The organism is Candidatus Sodalis pierantonius str. SOPE (genome assembly GCF_000517405.1).
Lineage (GTDB): Bacteria > Pseudomonadota > Gammaproteobacteria > Enterobacterales > Enterobacteriaceae > Sodalis_C > Sodalis_C pierantonii.
Window position 1 is genome coordinate 3,897,941 of record NZ_CP006568.1, and the last position, 20,140, is coordinate 3,918,080.

Below are 20,140 nucleotides of genomic sequence, written 5' to 3' on the forward strand. Positions count from 1 at the left end.
CGCAATACCGTTTCTATCACTCTTAAATCATTTCGCTGCACTTTGCTAAACCAGGGAGGCTCGGCAGGCGATGCAGTATATTAAGTCGTCGATAGAAAAAAATATTGTGGTTAATCAGCAGATAAATGATGTGAAACGCTACTGATCCCCTACAGCGCAAAAAGGCTGGTGACCCAAAAGCCACCAGCCATCAGCCTAAATCAGGCTGCAACCTGGAAGGCTAATTTATTTAACCTCAACAGAAGCACCCGCTTCTTCCAGGGCTTTCTTCAGTGCGTCAGCGTCATCTTTGCTTACGCCTTCTTTCAAGGTGGCAGGTGCGGATTCAACCAGGTCTTTGGCTTCTTTCAGGCCCAGACCGGTAGCGCCACGCACAGCTTTGATGACGGCAACTTTGTTCGCGCCGATTGCGCTCAGCACAACGTCAAACTCGGTTTTTTCTTCAACGGCTTCAGCCGGGCCACCCGCAGCAACGGCAACGGCGGCAGCGGCGGAAACGCCGAATTTTTCTTCCATCATGGAGATCAGTTCAACCACGTCCATTACGGACATTTCGGCAACCACGTCCAGAATTTGTTCTTTAGTGATAGACATAACAAGTGTTCCTAAAATTCAGAAAGTGTGTATACGTTTGCAATTGCTTCAGAATAGAGCCGGCGATTATGCCGCTTCTTTCTGATCGCGCAGTGCGGCCGCCAGCGTGCGAACCAATTTGCCTGCAGAGGCTTCTTTCATGGCCGACATCAGGCGGGCGATTGCTTCTTCGTAAGTAGGCAGAGTTGCCAGGCGGTCGATCTGCGACGCCGGGATAACTTCGCCTTCAAAGGCTGCGGCTTTGACTTCAAAATTGGCATTGTCTTTGGCAAAAGCCTTGAACAAACGAGCGGCTGCGCCCGGGTGTTCGTTAGAAAATGCAATCAGGGTCGGACCGACAAACGTGTCTTTCAGGCACTCAAAAGGAGTGCCTTCAACGACGCGGCGCATCAGCGTGTTGCGAACAACGCGCATGTAAACACCGGCTTCACGACCTGCTTTACGCAGTTCAGTCATTTTATCTACCGTCACGCCGCGAGAATCCGCGACAACGGCAGACAGCGCGCCTTTGGCTACTTCGCTGACTTCAGCAACAATCGCTTGTTTGTCTTGAAGATTTAATGCCATTAGCTTGTGCTCCTGGATTTAGCCGGGGAAAATCCCCGGAACTCACTTCACATACCGTCACAGTGACGGTAAGCGTCGACATACGGTGAGCAGAATCCAGCAAACGAATATATTATTCAGGCTCTGTCACCGTCTACGCAGGAAAATTAAGTGCTGTGACACACACCTGCGGTCTTGGACGGAGGCTTGGATAGGCCAAGCTCCAACCGAAAAAATCTTGGCGTTGCGCCCGCGGTCAAAAGGAAACCACTCCGGCGAAACTTCGGGCGTTGGATTCTAGACAAATCCAACGCCCGCGTAAAGCAATAATTAAGCGGTCGCCGTGGACAGGCCGCTTTGATCGATTGCTACACCTGCGCCCATGGTGGTAGACAGGCTGACTTTCTTGATATAAACGCCCTTGGCCTGCGTCGGTTTGGCTTTTTTCAGCGCAACCAGCAAAGCTTCCAGGTTTTCTTTCAATTTGTCAGACTCAAAGTCCACTTTACCGATGGTGGTGTGGATGATGCCGTTTTTGTCGTTGCGATAGCGCACCTGACCGGCTTTGGCGTTTTTAACCGCTTCAGCGACGTTCGGGGTAACGGTGCCGACTTTCGGGTTCGGCATCAGGCCGCGCGGACCGAGGATCTGGCCCAGCTGGCCGACAACGCGCATCGCGTCCGGAGAAGCGATAACCACGTCGAAGTTGAACTCGCCTTTTTTGATCTGGTCAGCCAGATCGTCCATGCCCACCAGATCCGCGCCGGCGGCTTTTGCCGCTTCGGCGTTGGCACCCTGGGTGAACACGGCAACGCGAACGCTGCGGCCGGTGCCGTGCGGCAGCACGGTGGCGCCGCGGACGTTCTGATCGGATTTACGTGCATCAATGCCCAGATTAACGGCAACGTCGATGCTTTCAACGAACTTGGCAGTGGCCAGCTCTTTCAGCAGCGCTACGGCTTCGCTGATGTCGTACTGTTTGGTGGAATCAATTTTGTCGCGGATGACGCGCATGCGCTTGGTCAGTTTAGCCATTTCTTAATCCTCCACTACCAGGCCCATGGAACACGCGGTACCCGCAATGGAGCGGGACATCGCTTCCACATCGGCACCGGTCATATCAGCCGCTTTGGTTTCCGCGATTTCACGGACCTGAGCGCTGGTCACTTTACCGACTTTTTCTTTATTCGGCTTACCGGAACCGGATTTGATGCCCGCGGCTTTTTTCAGCAGCACGGCGGCCGGCGGCGTCTTGGTAACGAAAGTGAAAGAACGGTCGGAATACACGGTAATAACAACCGGAATCGGCAACCCTTTTTCAATGCTTTCGGTTTTGGCATTGAAGGCTTTGCAGAATTCCATGATGTTAACGCCCTGCTGACCCAGGGCCGGACCTACCGGCGGACTCGGGTTTGCCATGCCTGCAGCAACCTGCAGTTTGACATAGGCTTGTACTTTCTTGGCCATGTTGATTTCCTCTAATGGGTGATAGCGCCGATTAAGGCTCCCCGTGAATAAGCGTTTACGCGTTCAATGACGCATAAACATAAAAAAGAAAGGCGCGAAATCTTAGATTAATTTCGCGCCCCGAGCAAGCAAAAATGTGTTAGGCGACTCAGCCTTTCTCGACCTGACCGAAGTCCAGCTCCACCGGCGTGGCGCGACCAAAGATCGACACCGACACCTTCAGGCGGCTTTTCTCGTAGTCCACCTCTTCCACCACGCCGTTGAAGTCGGCGAAGGGACCATCGTTGACGCGAACCAGCTCGCCCGGCTCGAAAAGAGTTTTCGGCCGCGGCTTGTCGCCGACCTGCTGCAGGCGGTTCATGATGGCATCGACTTCTTTGTCGCTGATAGGCGCAGGACGATCCGAGGTGCCGCCGATGAAGCCCATGACGCGCGGTACGCTGCGCACCAGATGCCAGCTGGCGTCGTTCATCACCATCTGCACCAGGACGTAGCCCGGGAAGAATTTACGTTCGCTTTTGCGACGCTGGCCGCCGCGAATTTCAACCACCTCTTCCGTTGGCACCATCACTTCGCCAAACAGCTCTTCCATATCATGAAGTTTGATATGTTCGCGGAGGGACTGCGCTACGCGTCCCTCAAAACCGGAAAACGCCTGAACGACGTACCAGCGTTTTTTTGGAGCTTCGGACATCTTAGAACCTCAGGCCAGTAATAAACGATACCACACGGACCAGAATGCCATCCAGTCCCCACAGAATCAGTGACATCACGGCGGTCACCGCGGCGACGATCAACGTGGTATGTAACGTTTCCTGGCGGGTCGGCCAAATCACTTTACGTACTTCGGTACGCGCTTCACGCGCAAACGCAACCGTGGACTTGCCTTTGGCAGTCATCATGGCCACACCGCCTGCGATAGCGATAATAAGCACGACAGCCAGCGCTCGCAGGGGTAAGTTGTAATCGCGGTAAAAATAGTTACCGACGATAGCCACAACCAACAGAATCGCGACGACTAACCACTTAACCACTTCCAGGCCGCGCCCGCTTCCTTGAGCTTCGGTATTCGCACTCATAAAAAACCTGTCACATAGGATTCAGACAAACAACTTATCAGCCCCGTAAAGATTGAGGCTACCAACCGAAGCATGCTCTGAATTAGCAACAAAACCTCGACGTTTTACGCCGCAGAACAAGAGCCCATCTCACCAATGATTATGACTTAAAATCGCTGATGAGATAGGTTCTCTGTCCCAGCGTAGAAAAAGGGCGTCAAATGATGCCCTTTAACCGCATGTCGCGTCAAATGGTTATTCGACAAATGTCGGCATTTGCCGACTTAAGCGATAACTTTGGCAACAACGCCGGCGCCAACGGTACGGCCGCCTTCGCGAATAGCGAAACGCAGACCGTCGTCCATGGCGATCGGGGCAATCAGGTTAACAACCATCTTGATGTTGTCGCCAGGCATCACCATTTCAACGCCTTCCGGCAGTTCGATAGTACCGGTCACGTCAGTGGTACGGAAATAGAACTGCGGACGGTAGCCTTTGAAGAACGGCGTGTGGCGGCCGCCTTCGTCTTTGCTCAGAATATACACTTCCGATTCAAACTGGGTGTGCGGCTTGATCGAGCCCGGTTTGGCCAGAACCTGACCACGCTCGACGTCGTCACGCTTGGTGCCGCGCAGCAGCACGCCAACGTTCTCACCGGCACGGCCTTCGTCCAGCAGTTTACGGAACATTTCAACGCCGGTGCAGATGGTTTTGGTGGTGTCTTTGATGCCGACGATTTCCACTTCTTCACCCACTTTGACGATGCCGCGCTCTACACGACCGGTTACCACGGTGCCGCGGCCGGAGATGGAGAATACGTCTTCGATCGGCAGCAGGAACGGCTTGTCGATGGCGCGTTCCGGTTCCGGAATGTAGCTGTCCAGCGCTTCCGCCAGTTCAATGATTTTCTGCGTCCAGGCTTCGTCGCCTTCCAGCGCTTTCAGCGCGGAACCGCGGATAACCGGCGTGTCATCGCCCGGGAAGTCGTACTGCGACAGCAGTTCACGCACTTCCATTTCCACCAGTTCCAGCAGCTCTTCGTCATCAACCATGTCGCATTTGTTCATGAACACGATGATGTAAGGTACGCCAACCTGGCGACCCAGCAAGATGTGCTCGCGGGTCTGCGGCATCGGACCGTCGATAGCGGCAACAACCAGGATCGCGCCGTCCATCTGGGCCGCGCCGGTGATCATGTTTTTCACATAGTCGGCGTGCCCCGGGCAGTCTACGTGCGCGTAGTGGCGGGTCGGGGTATCGTATTCAACGTGCGAAGTGTTGATGGTGATACCACGAGCCTTTTCTTCTGGCGCGTTGTCGATCTGATCGAACGCGCGCGCGCTGCCGCCGTAGGCCTTGGCCAGAACGGTGGTGATGGCGGCGGTCAGGGTCGTTTTACCATGGTCAACGTGGCCGATAGTACCGACGTTAACGTGTGGTTTTGTGCGTTGAAACTTTTCTTTAGACATCGATTGTCCCTCTAAGACACGAATATATCGGTGGTATCACCACATCAACCAGGCGAAATGCCTGCTGAATTTTTTCTTACAGAAAGTGAATCAGGAGGGAGACTAGACGTGGTGCTGATAGGCAGATTCGAACTGCCGACCTCACCCTTACCAAGGGTGCGCTCTACCAACTGAGCTATATCAGCACATTGGAGCGGGCAGTGGGAATCGAACCCACATCATCAGCTTGGAAGGCTGAGGTAATAGCCATTATACGATGCCCGCATCTTGGAACTCGGCTACCTGATATTTCTGTAGATTATAGTATGATGCATGGGTTCAGGACCGATGCTGCGCATCGTTGTCTCGCTGTGCTCGGCCCGAACCTTGGTCGAAGGTTCTCACCTTCCCCCTACTGCGCCATGTTGCTCCGCAGCCGGGTGTGTATCGTGCTCGATACGAATTTGGTGGTGGGGGAAGGATTCGAACCTTCGAAGTCTGTGACGGCAGATTTACAGTCTGCTCCCTTTGGCCGCTCGGGAACCCCACCAGATTTTTTTGGTGCCGGCAGAAGGAGTCGAACCCTCGACCTACTGATTACAAGTCAGTTGCTCTACCAACTGAGCTATGCCGGCATCAAGTGCTGCGCATTCTAGGTAGAGCGGACGACCTATGCAACAAAAAAATCGCGTAAATCGCACTTTCGCTCAGAAATTACCCAATTTCACAACACGGCGCGCAAAATTGGTTATTATTCATGCTCGAAGCAGTGAAATATCACGCTTTGGCCGGCATAGTAGCACTGTCGGCGTAACGGGTACAGCCCCGGCATAGCCCCGTTTATCCCTCCCTGACCGCACATCGGCGATGGGAAGGTGGCGGCACCGGTCGAGGATCCCCCGTCAGGTTCACAATTCCTCCCCAGCGGCAGAAAAAACACTCTACGATAGGGGCGAAGCTGTCTATACTATGCAGCTTGTTTTCTTTCCGGGTTAGCGTCCTGCGTCCTGAATAGACTGTGCAACGGGCTGGCTCACGTTATGATTAAAGCTGTGCAATATCCCCCCACGCCATATCTGCAATTCAGCCGCAAACAGTGGGCCGCGTTGCGTAATTCCGTGCCGCTGACGCTCACCGAGGCGGAAATCGTCAAGCTGAAGGGGATTAATGAAGATCTCTCCCTTGATGAAGTGGTGGAGATTTACCTGCCGCTGTCTCGTCTGCTCAACTTTTATATTAGTTCCAATCTGCGTCGCCAGGCGGTGCTGGAGCAGTTTCTCGGTACCGACGGCCAGCGGATACCCTATATCATCGGTATCGCCGGTAGCGTGGCGGTCGGCAAAAGCACCACGGCGCGCGTCCTGCAGGCACTGCTGAGCCGCTGGCCCGAACACCGTACGGTTGAGCTGGTGACGACCGACGGGTTTTTGCATCCCAACCAGGTGCTCAAGCAGCGGGATCTCATGAAAAATAAGGGATTCCCGGAGTCTTATGATATCCGCAGCCTGGTCAATTTCGTCTCGAAAGTGAAATCGGGAACGCCGCGGGTGACCGCGCCGGTCTATTCCCATTTGATCTACGACGTCGTCCCCGACGAACAAAAAGTCATTTCTCAGCCGGACATTTTGATCTTAGAGGGGCTGAATGTTTTACAAAGCGGCAACGATTATAACCACGATCCGCACCACGTGTTTGTCTCCGACTTTGTCGACTTTTCCATCTATGTCGATGCGTCTGAAGCGCTACTGCAAAGCTGGTATATCAATCGTTTCCTGAAATTCCGTCAGGGCGCGTTTTCCGATCCCGACTCCTATTTTCACCATTATTCTCAACTTTCCGAACAAGAGGCGGTGGCTATCGCCAGCCAGCTGTGGACTGAAATCAACGGGCGCAATCTGCAACAAAACATTCTTCCCACGCGCGAGCGCGCCAGTTTGATCCTGGGTAAAAGCGCCAATCATGCAGTGGAGAGGGTCCGGCTGCGCAAATAGCGTCGCGCGACCGTCGGGTCATCTCAGTTGGCGCCGAAACCGCGCTCGCTAGCGCCCCGCACCTCAGCGCCTGGCACCCTGTTCGGCGCGTTGCAGCGTCCGCGTCTCGGCTTTGGCTCCTTAAGCCGCCCTGTTTATTGGCGCAAGATGTTCCCCCAGGTAGTATCATGCTCACACGGTAATGTCTCCGGCGCGCCTCTGCCGCGTCGTCGCCCCGCTCCTATGAGCACAGCATGACGCGCAGCGGCTCGTACGAGAGCCCATTATGCGGTCCTCGCTACCCGACCAGCCGCGACGGCGCGCCCTGAAGCGTAACCGGCCGTCTTCCTGGCTAGCTCGGGCCGGCAGGCGTGATAATGACCACCGACGCAGATAACGTCTTATTTGCCCGACATTGGGCGGAGTCGATTTTTTAAGGGGGGAGTGAATGCAATTATTACTACTCAGCAACTCTACATGTCCCGGTAAAAGCTATCTGGAGCCCGCCATCGCGCCGATCGGCAAACTGCTGCGGGGCAGACGGCAGGCGCTGTTTGTGCCCTTTGCCGGCGTTATCGTCGATTGGGACGCCTATACCGATAAAGTCAGGCAAGCGCTGGCACCGCTGACGGTAGACGTCACGGGGATACATAGGACGGCGGACGCGGGTGCGGCTATCGCCACTGCCGAGATCATCATTGTCGACGGCGGCAACACCTTCCATTTAGTGAAACATTGTCGCGACCGGGGCTTGCTGCGCGCGATTCACCGGCGAGTACAGGAAGGGGCGGCCTATATCGGCTGGAGCGCTGGCGCCAATCTGGCTTGCCCCACCCTTTGCACCACTAACGATATGCCGATTGTCGATCCAGGCGGTTTTGACGCGCTGGGGCTGATAAATTTTCAAATTAATCCCCATTATACCAATCAACTGCCCGCGGGCCATCAGGGCGAAACCCGCCAACAGCGGCTGGATGAACTCTTGCGCGCACGACCGGAGATGACGGTGGTAGGGCTGCCGGAGGGGGATTGGTTAACGGTGGCCGACGGTGCGGCAATGCTTGCCGGCCCTTACAATGCGGCGCTTTACTGCGCCGAGTTGGCCGAGCCGGGCGTGCTGACGCCGGGAAGTACGATCACATTGAAGTAAATACCCCGCGCTCGGCTTGGCGCCGAAATAGGCCGCGGCACAACCGGCGGCGGCAGGGCCCAAGCATCGCACGGGTTCGCCGCCATCGTCGCCGCCAGGACGCTACGGCTAAAGACCGCGTAGCGATATCTCTCCGCCCAAATATGCGTGGCGTTCTCCGTCCTGCTCCAACAATAGGGCCCCTTGCGCGTCGATGCCGCGCGCAATGCCCCTTATCTCCCGATCGCCAATGAGTAATTTCACCGGCCGGTCAAAGAAGTTATCCAACGCCTGCCAACGGGCGACAAAGGGCGCGAACTCCTCGCCCTCGAACTGCCGCAGCGCCTGACGCAGCGTAGCGGTCAATTCGGCGACCAGCGCATTGCGATCGATGACAATGCCCGCTTCCTGCAAATTGATCCAACCCTGGTCGATCATCCCCGCCGCAGGCTCGCGCATCGCCAGGTTAATACCGGCGCCGATCACGACATGGGCGGCATCGCCGGCCTTACCGTTAATCTCAACCAAGATCCCGGCCAGTTTGCGATCGTTGAGATAAAGGTCGTTCGGCCATTTGACGCGCACCCCTTCAGCGCCCAGGCGCTGCAGCACCTCCGCCATGACGATACCGACCATCAGACTGAGGCCGCCGCCGGCCGCCGGCCCCTGCTCAAGACGCCAATAAAGGGACAGATAAAGATTATTGCCGAACGGCGATATCCACTGTCGACCGCGTCGACCACGTCCCTGCGCCTGATATTCCGCCACGCAGGCGTCACCCGGCGCTAAGGTGCCGATACGCTCGATCAAATACTGATTGGTTGAGTCAATAATCGGCAGAACCGCCAGGCGACCCGACGGTAGGCGCGCGCGGATCGCGGCTTCATCCAATAACTGCAGCGACGCATGCAAACGGTAGCCTTTATCGGGCACCGTAAAGACATCCACTCCCCAGTCGCGCACCGTTTGAACGTGCTTGTTGATGGCAGCGCGGCTCATTCCCAACGCCGCACCAAATTGCTCGCCGGAATGAAACTCGCCATCGGCCAGTAAACTTATCAGCTTAAGCGGGATGGTCACGTCTTTCATGTTAATCCTCCCACCGCATCCACCTCGCCATTGGCGCCAATGAAGTGCACTTCCGGCTCCAGCCAGACAGCAAAGCGTTCCGCAACCTGTTGACGCACATAGCGCGCCAGCGCGGCGATATCCTTACCCGTCGCATTATCGGCATTGACCAAAACCAGCGCCTGCTTGTCATGAACCGCCGCGCCGCCGAGGCGATAGCCTTTGAGTCCACAGCGATCGATAAGCCAACCTGCCGCCAGCTTCACTCCGCCTTCCGGCTGAGGGTAATGGGGCGCATCAGGGTGGCGGTTTAGCAGTCGTTCCGCTCTTACAGCATCAATAACCGGATTTTTGAAAAAACTACCGGCATTGCCCTGCGCCGCAGGGTCGGGCAATTTCCCACGACGCATCGCGCAAACCGCATCATAAATCTGCCACGGAGTGGCCTGTTGCGGATCCAGACGGGCCAAATCGCCATAGATCAATACCGGTTGCCAGGCTTTGGCGAGCCGAAGGCCAACCGCGACAATGGCGTGGCCTTCGCGCAACGCGTGTTTGAAGATGCTGTCGCGGTAACCGAATTGGCATTCAGCCGCGCTCAGACGCCGTAAGGTGCCGGTTGCCAACTGCAGCACGTCAACATAGTCACAGAACTGACGCAACTCGACGCCATAGGCGCCAATGTTCTGGATCGGTGCAGAACCCACGCAGCCGGGGATGAGCGCCAGATTCTCCAGACCCGGCATGTGTTGTTCGAGACAGGTACGCACCAGGTCATGCCACACCTCTCCGGCGCCGACGTGCAAATGCCAAGCGTCGGGACGCTCTTCGATTGCTACGCCCGCTATCCGGTTTAGCAACACGGTGCCGACATAGTTTTCCAGAAACAACACATTACTACCGCCGCCCAACATCAGCACCGGCGTAGCGTCCTCCGCCGCCTGCCGCCAAATCGTGAACAGCTCGGCCTCCGTATGCGCGACGATTACGCGCCGCGCCAACGCATCAATCGCAAAGCTGTTCAAGGACTTTAGCGCCCCACTGTCCGTCATCATCACATAACCTGTCTTCACTTTTGTTGCCGTTAGTCTACTCAATCGCACAGGAAGGCAGCGAGTGACATTTTATGACACGGGCGTGCCTGTACATCGTTAACACAGTAAAGAGAAGAGTTATTGGTCCTGCTCATTCACCGATTTCGATGTTTCCAACTTATTCTCCTTAGCCCATTTACCGTACGCATTGTCCAGTTCGCTTTTAAAACGGGTTAGCCCATGGTCGGCGGGGTCGCATAGCGTATAAATTTCTTGGCGAACCCGTTCTTTATGTTCCTCGCCTAATTTCGCTCCGGGGGCAGTGAACAACATGTCGTCTTGAAAAACACTATATAACGCGTGCATGCCGGCACCTTTGAGATTTAATCTGCCGTCCTTTCCTACACTGCCCGTTAATTCTCGGCGGATCGCAACAGCGTTTAACGCCTTTAGCCCGGTATCCGTATCGATAGAAAGCTCAGGATGTTTTCCGCGCTGCGCTAGCATGGTATCACTTGCTTTGCTCAACGCTAATGCATACCCCGTCTCGCGGCAATCCTCGACAAATCCTGGAATCTGGCTCTTTTCGGCAAAATAAGCCTTCATTTTTTCAATAGAAGCCTCCACCGCCTTGTTCAATTGCTTATCACTCTTCCCCTTGGGGGCAGCCTGAAACAGAAGATTTGAAACCTTGATATCATCGGCTGGCCGACTGACGACGGGCATCGAATTGGACACAGTCACAATACGAGTACGAATGGACTTAGACGTTTTATCGCCGCTGCTTTGTCTCTTAGTGGTAAATTTCAGGATACCGTTACGGAATATCTCTTTTATCTTGCTCCATAGCCCGGAGTTAGGATTACTGCAAGCGGAGGCGTCCTTATCTATTTTATCATCAGCTGCGGCTCTCAAATTATAACTGCCGGTTCTGAAGCCAAAATTCACGCTGCTCATTATATTCATCTCCATTCATTATACGTAATCATTCCCTCTAACGTGGCAAACAACCCACACTTTCTGTCGCTGCTTAGTCGTTACGAGGCTGAATTATCGGCCAATAAATACACTGCATTGAGTGCCTGACCTTATGGCAATTAGATAATGAAAGTGAATGGCCAACTATCAAATACCGATATTCACGGTTAATCTTTTTTGAACGACATGGGCCATCGATCTGAGTAGCGTTTTAGCAAACAATATCAATGCATTATAACATTAAGCTGGCATGCGCCTTTTATCACCACGGCGGACTGCATCGGCCGTCATTGGTCGCCGTACAGGGAGGGAGGTTTCTGACCGATGGAGCCTGTTTAGAAATTTGTGTATTTGCCTGATTTTGATATGTTCAATCCAACATCAAAAACAGGTTAATTTATGGACGAAAAATAGTTGCAGGCTCTGGCTAACGAACTGGCCAAAAATCTCAAAACCCCTGAAGATCTCAGTCACTTCGATCGGCGGCTGAAAAAAATTAGCGTCGAAGCAGCTCTCAATGCCGAAATGACCCATCACCTCGGCTACGATAAAAATCAGCCTAAACCGGGGACCAACGCCCGCAACGGCTATTCCACAAAAACCGTTACCACTGGCGATGGCCCCCGCTGGCGCTGCGTACTCCGCGCGATCGTGACGGTTCCTTTGAACCGCAACTGGTGAAGAAGAACCAGACCCGGATTACCGGGATGGATAACCAGATTTTATCGTTGTACGCTAAAGGGATGACCACCCGCGAGATCGCCGCCGCGTTCAAAGAGCTGTATGACGCCGATGTCTCGCCGGCGCTGGTCTCAAAGGTCACCGATGCGGTCATGGAGCAGGTTGTCGAATGGCAAAACCGGCCTCTGGATGCAGTCTATCCCATTGTTTATCTTGACTGTATCGTTCTAAAAGTCCGGCAGGACAGCCGCATCATCAACAAATCTGTGTTCCTGGCGCTGGGCATCAACATCGAAGGCCAGAAAGAGTTGCTAGGTATGTGGCTGGCCGAAAATGAAGGCGCAAAGTTCTGGCTGAACGTGCTGACAGAGCTGAAAAACCGCGGCCTGAACGATATCCTTATCGCCTGCGTAGACGGGCTGAAAGGTTTCCCTGACGCTATTAACGCGGTGTATCCGGAGGCGCGGCTCCAGCTGTGTATCGTACATATGGTGCGCAACAGCCTGCGGTTCGTCTCCTGGAAGGACTACAAGGCCGTCACCCGCGACCTGAAAGCTATCTATCAGGCCCCTACGGAAGAAGCCGGCTTGCAGGCGCTGGAAGCGTTCTCCAGTGCCTGGGACATCCGCTACCCGCAAATAAGTTGAAGCTGGCAGGCAAACTGGGCCAATCTGGCCACGTTCTTTGCCTACCCAACGGACATCCGCAAGGTGATCTACACGACCAACGCCATCGAGTCGTTAAACAGCGTGATCCGGCATGCCATCAAAAAGCGCAAGGTGTTCCCGACCGACGACGCAGTGAAAAAGGTGGTGTGGCTGGCGATACAGGCGGCCTCACAGAAATGGACAATGCCTTTGAGGGACTGGCGCATGGCAATGAGCCGCTTTATTATCGAGTTCGGTGACCGCCTGGACGGTCACTTCTGAGAAAAGGCATTTACACAGAATCGTGCACAGGGTCATCAACGGCAGAAAAACCTCTCATCCCACAGGATGACAAAAACATCCCATGACGGAATGGTGGAGCTAAGCGGGATCGAACCGCTGACCTCCTGCGTGCAAAGCAGGCGCTCTCCCAGCTGAGCTATAGCCCCAAGTCGTTCACCTTGCATATGCCGTCGGTCACCCGCGCTGAGTCCGCCTACCTGCGTGCACAGGTAATGCCTCGATCATCACAGTCAGTAAACAGGACGATAGCCAGTCTCCCTTTTCGCTGCATGCCGGACACCGCCTGACACGCTTGCCTGGCGGCAACACGCTGCGGTCTCATTCATCGGGATAAGCGGAACTGGTAGGCCTGAGTAGACTTGAACCACCGACCTCACCCTTATCAGGGGTGCGCTCTAATCACCTAAGCTACAAGCCTATAGAAGGTTTTTCTTGCTCGTGACAGTTATCAGGCAATCTGTGTGGACACGTCACTTAACGTATCGTCTAGATAAGGAGGTGATCCAACCGCAGGTTCCCCTACGGTTACCTTGTTACGACTTCACCCCAGTCATGAATTACAAAGTGGTAAGCGCCCTCCCGAAGGTTAAGCTACCTACTTCTTTTGCAACCCACTCCCATGGTGTGACGGGCGGTGTGTACAAGGCCCGGGAACGTATTCACCGTGGCATTCTGATCCACGATTACTAGCGATTCCGACTTCATGGAGTCGAGTTGCAGACTCCAATCCGGACTACGACGCACTTTATGAGGTCCGCTGACTCTCGCGAGATCGCTTCTCTTTGTATGCGCCATCGTAGCACGTGTGTAGCCCTACTCGTAAGGGCCATGATGACTTGACGTCATCCCCACCTTCCTCCGGTTTATCACCGGCAGTCTCCTTTGAGTTCCCGACCGAATCGCTGGCAACAAAGGATAAGGGTTGCGCTCGTTGCGGGACTTAACCCAACATTTCACAACACGAGCTGACGACAGCCATGCAGCACCTGCCTCAGAGCTCCCTAAGGCACCAAGGCATCTCTGCCAAGTTCTCTGGATGTCAAGAGTAGGTAAGGTTCTTCGCCTTGCATCGAATTAAACCACATGCTCCACCGCTTGTGCGTGCCCCCGTCAATTCATTTGAGTTTTAACCTTGCGGCCGTACTCCCCAGGCGGTCGATTTAACGCGTTAGCTCCGAAAGCCACGGCTCAAGGCCACAACCTTCAAATCGACATCGTTTACAGCGTGGACTACCAGGGTATCTAATCCTGTTTGCTCCCCACGCTTTCGTACCTGAGCGTCAGTCTTCGTCCAGGGGGCCGCCTTCGCCACCGGTATTCCTCCAGATCTCTACGCATTTCACCGCTACACCTGGAATTCTACCCCCCTCTACGAGACTCTAGCCTGCCAGTTTCAAATGCAGTTCCCAGGTTGAGCCCGGGGATTTCACATCTGACTTAACAGACCGCCTGCGTACGCTTTACGCCCAGTAATTCCGATTAACGCTCGCACCCTCCGTATTACCGCGGCTGCTGGCACGGAGTTAGCCGGTGCTTCTTCTGCGGGTAACGTCAATCGATGGCGCTATTAACACCACCGCCTTCCTCCCCGCTGAAAGTGCTTTACAACCCGAAGGTCTTCTTCACACACGCGGCATGGCTGCATCAGGGTTTCCCCCATTGTGCAATATTCCCCACTGCTGCCTCCCGTAGGAGTCTGGACCGTGTCTCAGTTCCAGTGTGGCTGGTTATCCTCTCAGACCAGCTAGGGATCGTCGCCTAGGTGAGCCATTACCCCACCTACTAGCTAATCCCATCTGGGTTCATCCGATGGTGTGAGGCCCGAAGGTCCCCCACTTTGGTCTTGCGACGTTATGCGGTATTAGCTACCGTTTCCAGTAGTTATCCCCCTCCATCGGGCAGATCCCCAGACATTACTCACCCGTCCGCCGCTCGCCGGCAAAGAAGCAAGCTTCTTCCCGCTGCCGCTCGACTTGCATGTGTTAGACCTGCCGCCAGCGTTCAATCTGAGCCATGATCAAACTCTTCAATTAAAAGCTTGATGCTCAAAGAATTAAAACTGGTATTCTCATGAATATTCGTTATTCACTCTTCAAGACTTGATATTTCGTGTATCGATATCGTCTTGTGAGTGCCCACACAGATTATCTGATAAATTGTTAAAGAGCGTGGCCAGGAGGGTAATTTCTCTACCGGCGCAGGTGGCGTATACTTACGCTTTTCCGCTGTAGAGTCAAGCTTTTATTTGCCCGTCGCGGGCCGCTTGCCTCTGGCTGAGCCGGTGGGTCGCAATGACTGTTCCCGGTCAGTGGAGGCGTATTTATTATAGGGCCTTCACGGCCGTTGACAAGGATAAATAACTAAAATAATTTTAATTGGTTTTTTAGGGGCGCTACGTCGCCTGTTTGGCGGTTAATTGCGCCAAATCACCGGCAAAGGCAGACACTTGCTGCCAATCCGTATATTCCACTTCCTTGGTGCGATCGGTTTCACCGCCGGTCACACGCATTATCAGCTGGATCATGACCCGATCAAACCAGCGGTAGCGCGGGTAGCACAATGCACCCGCGAACACGGCACAAAGATCCGGCCGCCAGGGCGTTTTCGCCAGGAATTTCCAGGTGTAGGCGTTCGTGTTCGGGGTACGTTTATCGGGCTTGCGCGCCGTCAAATTGACGGAATAAAACGCGCTGGGGATACTGTGCAGCCATTCAAGCTGCTGCGCGATAAAGTGGTCAAGATCCGCGGCAAACCGCCCGTAGCGGATTGCCGCACCAATCACCACCCGCTGATAACGCTGCAAATCAAGATCGCGGGCGAGGCGCAAATCCACCACATCACATTCGCAGCAATCGGTAAGATGAGCCGCGATAGTGCGCGCGATTTTGTGCGTTTGGCCGTCATGGCTCGAGTAGAGAATCAACGTTTTCATGGTAAACCTTGTATCACTCACGCCAAAAAGTCGGCGTAAACAGGACCAATAAAGTAAATACCTCCAGTCGGCCAAACAGCATGGTCAAAATGAGGATCCACTTGGCCACCGCGTTCATGGAGGTAAAGTTATCGGCCACGACCCCCAGGCCGGGTCCAAGGTTGTTAAGCATTGCCACCACCGCCGCGAAGGCGGAAAAATTATCGACGCCGGTGGCGACCACCGCCAGCATACTGAGGATAAACACTAGCGCATAAGCGGAAAAAAAACCCCAAACCGCTTCGAGAATCCGCTCCGGCAGCGCCCGGCTGCCCAATTTAATGGTGTAAACGGCGTTGGGATGCACCAAACGTTTCAGTTCTCGCGAACCCTGCAAGTAGAGCAGCAGGATGCGGATCACCTTCAATCCGCCGCCGGTAGAATCGGCGCAGCCGCCGATAAACGCCGAGCAGAGCAGCAATATCGGTAGAAACAGCGGCCACTGGGCGATACTGTCGGTAGTAAACCCGGCGGTGGTCGCCATGGATACCACCTGAAAGAAAGCCTGGTTAAGCGTTTGCAGGCTGGAATCGTATACATCGTAGCGCCAGAGAATCAAAATACAGACCGCCACCAGCGTCAACTGTACCGAAATAAACATGCGAAATTCGGGATCCCGCCAGTAGACTTTCAGATTGTGGCCGCTGAGGGCGGCGAAATGTAAACTGTAGTTGCACCCGGATATCAGTAAAAACACGGCGACGATCGTATTGATAAGCGGGCTATGGTAATAGCCGATACTAGCATCGTGGGTGGAAAAACCGCCGATGGCAATCGTAGAAAAGCTGTGGCCTATCGCGTCGAACGCCGGCATGCCCACGCCCCACAGCGCCAGCGCGCAGGCAATCGTCAGCGCAACATAGATGAGCCATAAGGTCTTGGCAGTTTCCGCGATACGGGGGCGCATTTTATTATCTTTCAGCGGGCCGGGCATTTCCGCGCGGTAGAGCTGCATGCCGCCGACGCCGAGAATCGGCAGAATCGCTACCGCCAGGACAATGATCCCCATACCGCCAAACCACTGCAGCATTTGCCGGTAAAATAAAATGGCGTGGGGTAAGGTATCGAGCCCCACCAACGCGGTGGCACCTGTTGTTGTGAGCCCTGAAAAGGATTCAAAAAACGCATCGGTGACCGACAAATTGGGATGTTCGGCAAACAAAAACGGCAAAGCACCCACGCTGCCCAAGACGGTCCAAAACAGTACCACAATGAGAAAGCCCTCGCGGGATTTCAATTCGCTTTTCTGGCGACGATTAGGTAGCCAGAGTAAGAGTCCAATGGCCTGCGCGCAAAAAAACGTTTGCGCGAACGCGCTGCCGGCACCATCCCGGCAGATCAAGGCCACCAGACCGGGAATAATCATGGTCACGGAGAACAAGATGACGAGCAGACCCACGATGCGGGTTATGGTGCGAAAATGCATGTCTGCACTATCCTTAACGATTACACGCTTCAGGTGGAAGGCATTATTGTGGAACAAGTGTTAATTGCAATGCGCCGCGGCTGAGATCGCGCAGTTTATCATTGGCCATCGCGATATGATGCACAGGGATCTCGAGTGTGAGTATAATCGATTCCCGATAGTCACCTTCGACAATCAGGCCTTCGGCCTGCTGCACCGCGGCCTCTACCCAGGCTAATTGTGGATAATCGCAGCGCCGCACGAAACGCCGGCGCGGAACTCGCGCCACCGGCGAAACCTGTTTCTGCGCTTGCTGAACGCTGCCGCCGTAGGCTTTAACCAGGCCGCCGGTGCCCAAGTGAATACCGCCATAATATCGCACCACTACCGCAGTGATTTCCCCAAGACCGCTTCCATCCAGCTGAGCAAGCATAGGCTTACCGGCGGTGCCCGAGGGTTCGCCATCATCGGAAAACCCCCGCTGAAGGGAGTCGGAAGGCGGACCGGCGATATACGCCCAGCAGTGATGCGCGGCCGTCGGATGTTGCTTGCGACATTGCAGGATGTAGGCTTTAGCGGCATCGGTCCCCCGCGTGGGGGACAGCAATGTGATAAAACGGCTTTTTTTTATTTCCGCCGTCAGCGTGACCACCGCCGCCGGTGCGAACCAAGACGCCGTCATGCCAATTTTAGCGCGCGCGTCATGTTTTCGATGTGGTTGTCGCGAATGACGATATTATCCTCAATGCGGATACCGCCATAAAGCTTGAAGCTTTCGATGCACGACCAGTTGAAATGCCGGCTGAAGGGGCTGGATCGCCAAGGCTCCAGCAGCGTTTCGATAAAATAAAGACCGGGTTCGATCGTCAACACCATGCGCGGTTGCAGCACGCGCGTACAGCGCAGGTGGGGATAGCGTGACGGCGGCGCCAGGGACGTACCGCGATCATCTTGCATGAAGCCGGCAACATCGTGTACCTGTAATCCCAGCGGATGCCCCAGTCCATGCGGCAGGAACGGCACGGTAACGCCCTCCGCCACCATGGCCTCCTCGCTAAGGTCGCTGATAATCTCGAACTGCCGCAGCAATTTGGCGATTCTGCCGTGCATTTGCACATGGTAGTCGATGTAGTTAATACCGGTTTCAATGGTGGCGATAAGCGCCTGCTGCTCATTATTCATCGCCGTGATTAGCGCGGCGAAATCGCTGTCTTTTTGCGCCGCATAGGTGCGGGTCAGGTCGGCGGCGTAACCGTTATATTCCGTGCCGGCATCGATCAAGGAGCTGTGAAGGTGGTCCGGCGTGCACTGATCCAGGCGGGTATAATGCAATACCGCGGCATGTTCATTCAGGGCGATAATATTATCATAAGGCACATCGGTATCGCGGTGACCGCAGGCGCTAAGGTAGGCGATATTAATATCAAATTCGCACATGCCGGACAAAAAGGCTTCTTTCGCCACTCGATGGCCGTTTACCGCTGATTTTTGCGCCTCGCGCATGCAGGCGAGTTCATAGTCGGTTTTTTATAGGCGCGGTGAAAATGCAAATAATCCAGCACCGGCTGCGGGTTGATGTATTCACTCTCAATCCCCAGGCGGGAGTCGCGCTGCGGCGCCGATCCCAGGTAGGCGACCCTCGCGCGCGGCGGCAACAGCGTAGTCATCTCGTCCGGATCGGCGAACGGCACGATATCCACATACGGCGTCCAAAAGCTATCCGGCAACGGCTCCACGAGATACCAGTAGTCTACCGGCAGGTAATACCAGAGTTTCGGCTTGTTTACCCCGTCCCAGTGCGGTACGCGAGTGACCGGCAGCCAGGCTTTGAAATGGGGATTGACTTTAAACGGGTAGTCATGGTCATCAAGAAAGCGGCCTATCGGCTCGCCAGCATGGATCAGCAATCCATCCAGCTGCTGGCGCTTCAATATCTCCCGGGTGCGCTGTTGGAGTGTGGCGAGATGATCCTGATATAACGAAGAAAGCGATTCCATGTTCAGACCCTATGCGGAACGTAATTGGCCCATATTACCATAGCGCTCCGCCTGGCACAGCGGCCGACCCGTCGAGTGCCGCCTCCCCGCAGGGCCGTAGCCGGCGAATGAAACGGCGCTGATGCGGATGAACCGGCTTAAATAAAGGCGAAAGCGTCACCAAAAATGCGATCGACCACGGCGCTGCGCTCGGCGCAAAAACGTTCACGAGCGATTTTTGCCATTTCAAAGCGCCCCGCGATATAGATATCGTAGGGTTCCAGGGAGCCATAGTCCTGCATCACCGCCATCAGGACGGTACCGGAACGGCCCTGCCATTGTTCATCCGGCTGTTCGACCACGGGTACTACGGACAATTGCGGATGCTGCAGGATAAGCGCCTCCAGCTCGCCTAAATCATAGAGATGGTCCCGTTCACGACCGCCCCAGTATATCGCCACTTTACGCTCGGGCTGGCGCGCCAGCACCGTCAATAAAATCGAGCGCGCGTAGGAGAAACCGGTACCACCGGCGATCAGCACGATGGGCCTGTCGGTATCATCACGCAACCAGGCTTCGCCCTGCGGGACTTCGACGGTAATTTCCCTCTCTTTCAGAATACGATCCATTACGGCCATCGCATACAAATTGAGTTCGGAAGCGCCGATATGCAGCTCGATAAACGACGTTTCCATGGGCGTTGACGCCAGGGAAAAGGGGCGTTTATCGCGTTCATCCATCACCACTATCAGGTACTGCCCGGCGCGGAAGTGGAAAGCCGCTTCCGGTGCCAGCCGTACGCGGTAAACGGTATCAGTGATGGTATCCACGGAAGAGACCTTACAGGTCAATGTTGTCATGCAGT

General features: G+C 54.8%; 16 protein-coding genes, 6 tRNA genes, 1 rRNA gene and 2 pseudogenes. 3 read left to right on the plus strand and 22 right to left on the minus strand.

The window, feature by feature from the left end:
- Positions 1-225: 225 nt before the first annotated feature.
- The 11 genes from rplL to SOPEG_RS19365 all read right to left on the minus strand — a co-directional run bounded on the left by rplL (position 226) and on the right by SOPEG_RS19365 (position 5,748).
- Complete coding sequence (gene rplL / locus SOPEG_RS19315) at positions 226-594, minus strand: 50S ribosomal protein L7/L12 (RefSeq protein WP_025246561.1); 369 nt, start codon at positions 592-594, stop codon at positions 226-228.
- 66 nt (positions 595-660) lie between these two features.
- Positions 661-1,161, minus strand: coding sequence for a 50S ribosomal protein L10 (gene rplJ / locus SOPEG_RS19320; protein ID WP_025246562.1), 501 nt, complete (start codon positions 1,159-1,161; stop codon positions 661-663).
- Positions 1,162-1,470: 309 nt separating this feature from the next.
- Entirely contained in the window at positions 1,471-2,175 is a 705-nt protein-coding gene (gene rplA / locus SOPEG_RS19325) for a 50S ribosomal protein L1 (protein ID WP_025246563.1), read from the minus strand.
- A gap of 3 nt (positions 2,176-2,178) precedes the next feature.
- The gene (gene rplK, locus SOPEG_RS19330; protein ID WP_025246564.1) at positions 2,179-2,607 is read right to left on the minus strand and encodes a 50S ribosomal protein L11; all 429 of its coding nucleotides are present in this window, start codon (positions 2,605-2,607) and stop codon (positions 2,179-2,181) included.
- A 148-nt stretch (positions 2,608-2,755) separates the two neighbouring features.
- A complete protein-coding gene (nusG, locus tag SOPEG_RS19335; protein ID WP_009639145.1) occupies positions 2,756-3,301 on the minus strand; it encodes a transcription termination/antitermination protein NusG in 546 nt (181 codons plus the stop codon).
- Between the two features lies 1 nt (position 3,302).
- Positions 3,303-3,686 (minus strand): preprotein translocase subunit SecE, encoded by a 384-nt coding sequence (secE, locus tag SOPEG_RS19340; RefSeq protein WP_025246565.1) that lies wholly within the window; start codon positions 3,684-3,686, stop codon positions 3,303-3,305.
- 263 nt (positions 3,687-3,949) lie between these two features.
- Positions 3,950-5,134 (minus strand): elongation factor Tu, encoded by a 1,185-nt coding sequence (gene tuf / locus SOPEG_RS19345; protein ID WP_025246566.1) that lies wholly within the window; start codon positions 5,132-5,134, stop codon positions 3,950-3,952.
- Between the two features lie 109 nt (positions 5,135-5,243).
- A tRNA-Thr gene (locus SOPEG_RS19350) sits at positions 5,244-5,319 on the minus strand.
- 4 nt (positions 5,320-5,323) lie between these two features.
- A tRNA-Gly gene (locus SOPEG_RS19355) sits at positions 5,324-5,398 on the minus strand.
- A 180-nt stretch (positions 5,399-5,578) separates the two neighbouring features.
- Positions 5,579-5,663: transfer RNA gene (locus SOPEG_RS19360), tRNA-Tyr, on the minus strand.
- A 9-nt stretch (positions 5,664-5,672) separates the two neighbouring features.
- A tRNA-Thr gene (locus tag SOPEG_RS19365) sits at positions 5,673-5,748 on the minus strand.
- 405 nt (positions 5,749-6,153) lie between these two features.
- Between SOPEG_RS19365 and coaA the strand changes: the two genes are divergently transcribed.
- Positions 6,154-7,104 (plus strand): type I pantothenate kinase, encoded by a 951-nt coding sequence (gene coaA / locus SOPEG_RS19370; protein ID WP_025246567.1) that lies wholly within the window; start codon positions 6,154-6,156, stop codon positions 7,102-7,104.
- A gap of 427 nt (positions 7,105-7,531) precedes the next feature.
- Positions 7,532-8,233 (plus strand): dipeptidase PepE, encoded by a 702-nt coding sequence (gene pepE, locus SOPEG_RS19375; protein WP_025246568.1) that lies wholly within the window; start codon positions 7,532-7,534, stop codon positions 8,231-8,233.
- A gap of 108 nt (positions 8,234-8,341) precedes the next feature.
- Here pepE and birA read toward each other — a convergent pair whose 3' ends face one another.
- From birA to SOPEG_RS19390, 3 genes are all read right to left on the minus strand, one after another.
- Entirely contained in the window at positions 8,342-9,301 is a 960-nt protein-coding gene (gene birA / locus SOPEG_RS19380; protein ID WP_025246569.1) for a bifunctional biotin--[acetyl-CoA-carboxylase] ligase/biotin operon repressor BirA, read from the minus strand.
- Complete coding sequence (gene murB / locus SOPEG_RS19385) at positions 9,298-10,335, minus strand: UDP-N-acetylmuramate dehydrogenase (RefSeq protein ID WP_148297144.1); 1,038 nt, start codon at positions 10,333-10,335, stop codon at positions 9,298-9,300. The genes birA and murB overlap by 4 nt, the downstream gene beginning before the upstream one ends.
- Positions 10,336-10,452: 117 nt before the next feature.
- Complete coding sequence (locus tag SOPEG_RS19390; RefSeq protein ID WP_148297145.1) at positions 10,453-11,271, minus strand: hypothetical protein; 819 nt, start codon at positions 11,269-11,271, stop codon at positions 10,453-10,455.
- A 435-nt stretch (positions 11,272-11,706) separates the two neighbouring features.
- Here SOPEG_RS19390 and SOPEG_RS25480 point away from each other — a divergent pair.
- Positions 11,707-12,902 (plus strand): annotated as a pseudogene (locus SOPEG_RS25480) (IS256-like element ISSoEn2 family transposase).
- A gap of 91 nt (positions 12,903-12,993) precedes the next feature.
- Here the strand turns inward: SOPEG_RS25480 and SOPEG_RS19405 are convergent.
- From SOPEG_RS19405 to fre, 8 genes and pseudogenes are all read right to left on the minus strand, one after another.
- A tRNA-Ala gene (locus SOPEG_RS19405) sits at positions 12,994-13,069 on the minus strand.
- A gap of 195 nt (positions 13,070-13,264) precedes the next feature.
- Positions 13,265-13,341: transfer RNA gene (locus tag SOPEG_RS19410), tRNA-Ile, on the minus strand.
- Between the two features lie 73 nt (positions 13,342-13,414).
- A 16S ribosomal RNA gene (locus SOPEG_RS19415) occupies positions 13,415-14,956 on the minus strand.
- Between the two features lie 359 nt (positions 14,957-15,315).
- Complete coding sequence (gene hemG / locus SOPEG_RS19420) at positions 15,316-15,855, minus strand: menaquinone-dependent protoporphyrinogen IX dehydrogenase (protein WP_025246572.1); 540 nt, start codon at positions 15,853-15,855, stop codon at positions 15,316-15,318.
- Between the two features lie 13 nt (positions 15,856-15,868).
- Positions 15,869-17,320, minus strand: a complete 1,452-nt coding sequence (trkH, locus tag SOPEG_RS19425; protein ID WP_025246573.1) for a Trk system potassium transporter TrkH — start codon at positions 17,318-17,320, stop codon at positions 15,869-15,871.
- A 43-nt stretch (positions 17,321-17,363) separates the two neighbouring features.
- Positions 17,364-17,981 carry a YigZ family protein gene (locus SOPEG_RS19430; RefSeq protein WP_025246574.1) on the minus strand — a complete coding sequence of 206 codons (618 nt, stop codon included), beginning with the start codon at positions 17,979-17,981 and terminating at the stop codon, positions 17,364-17,366.
- Positions 17,978-19,296: pseudogene (gene pepQ / locus SOPEG_RS19435) on the minus strand (Xaa-Pro dipeptidase). Before pepQ ends, SOPEG_RS19430 begins: the two are co-directional and overlap by 4 nt.
- A gap of 137 nt (positions 19,297-19,433) precedes the next feature.
- Positions 19,434-20,135, minus strand: coding sequence for an NAD(P)H-flavin reductase (fre, locus tag SOPEG_RS19440; protein WP_025246575.1), 702 nt, complete (start codon positions 20,133-20,135; stop codon positions 19,434-19,436).
- Positions 20,136-20,140: the final 5 nt, after the last annotated feature.

What these genes read in the sequence shown, in the direction of transcription:
- rplL (WP_025246561.1), bottom strand. Translation starts at nt 594, where the DNA reads ATGTCTATCACTAAAGAACAAATTCTGGACGTGGTTGCCGAAATGTCC.
- rplJ (WP_025246562.1), bottom strand. Translation starts at nt 1,161, where the DNA reads ATGGCATTAAATCTTCAAGACAAACAAGCGATTGTTGCTGAAGTCAGC.
- rplA (WP_025246563.1), bottom strand. Translation starts at nt 2,175, where the DNA reads ATGGCTAAACTGACCAAGCGCATGCGCGTCATCCGCGACAAAATTGAT.
- rplK (WP_025246564.1), bottom strand. Translation starts at nt 2,607, where the DNA reads ATGGCCAAGAAAGTACAAGCCTATGTCAAACTGCAGGTTGCTGCAGGC.
- nusG (WP_009639145.1), bottom strand. Translation starts at nt 3,301, where the DNA reads ATGTCCGAAGCTCCAAAAAAACGCTGGTACGTCGTTCAGGCGTTTTCC.
- secE (WP_025246565.1), bottom strand. Translation starts at nt 3,686, where the DNA reads ATGAGTGCGAATACCGAAGCTCAAGGAAGCGGGCGCGGCCTGGAAGTG.
- tuf (WP_025246566.1), bottom strand. Translation starts at nt 5,134, where the DNA reads ATGTCTAAAGAAAAGTTTCAACGCACAAAACCACACGTTAACGTCGGT.
- coaA (WP_025246567.1), top strand. Translation starts at nt 6,154, where the DNA reads ATGATTAAAGCTGTGCAATATCCCCCCACGCCATATCTGCAATTCAGC.
- pepE (WP_025246568.1), top strand. Translation starts at nt 7,532, where the DNA reads ATGCAATTATTACTACTCAGCAACTCTACATGTCCCGGTAAAAGCTAT.
- birA (WP_025246569.1), bottom strand. Translation starts at nt 9,301, where the DNA reads ATGAAAGACGTGACCATCCCGCTTAAGCTGATAAGTTTACTGGCCGAT.
- murB (WP_148297144.1), bottom strand. Translation starts at nt 10,335, where the DNA reads ATGATGACGGACAGTGGGGCGCTAAAGTCCTTGAACAGCTTTGCGATT.
- SOPEG_RS19390 (WP_148297145.1), bottom strand. Translation starts at nt 11,271, where the DNA reads ATGAGCAGCGTGAATTTTGGCTTCAGAACCGGCAGTTATAATTTGAGA.
- hemG (WP_025246572.1), bottom strand. Translation starts at nt 15,855, where the DNA reads ATGAAAACGTTGATTCTCTACTCGAGCCATGACGGCCAAACGCACAAA.
- trkH (WP_025246573.1), bottom strand. Translation starts at nt 17,320, where the DNA reads ATGCATTTTCGCACCATAACCCGCATCGTGGGTCTGCTCGTCATCTTG.
- SOPEG_RS19430 (WP_025246574.1), bottom strand. Translation starts at nt 17,981, where the DNA reads ATGACGGCGTCTTGGTTCGCACCGGCGGCGGTGGTCACGCTGACGGCG.
- fre (WP_025246575.1), bottom strand. Translation starts at nt 20,135, where the DNA reads ATGACAACATTGACCTGTAAGGTCTCTTCCGTGGATACCATCACTGAT.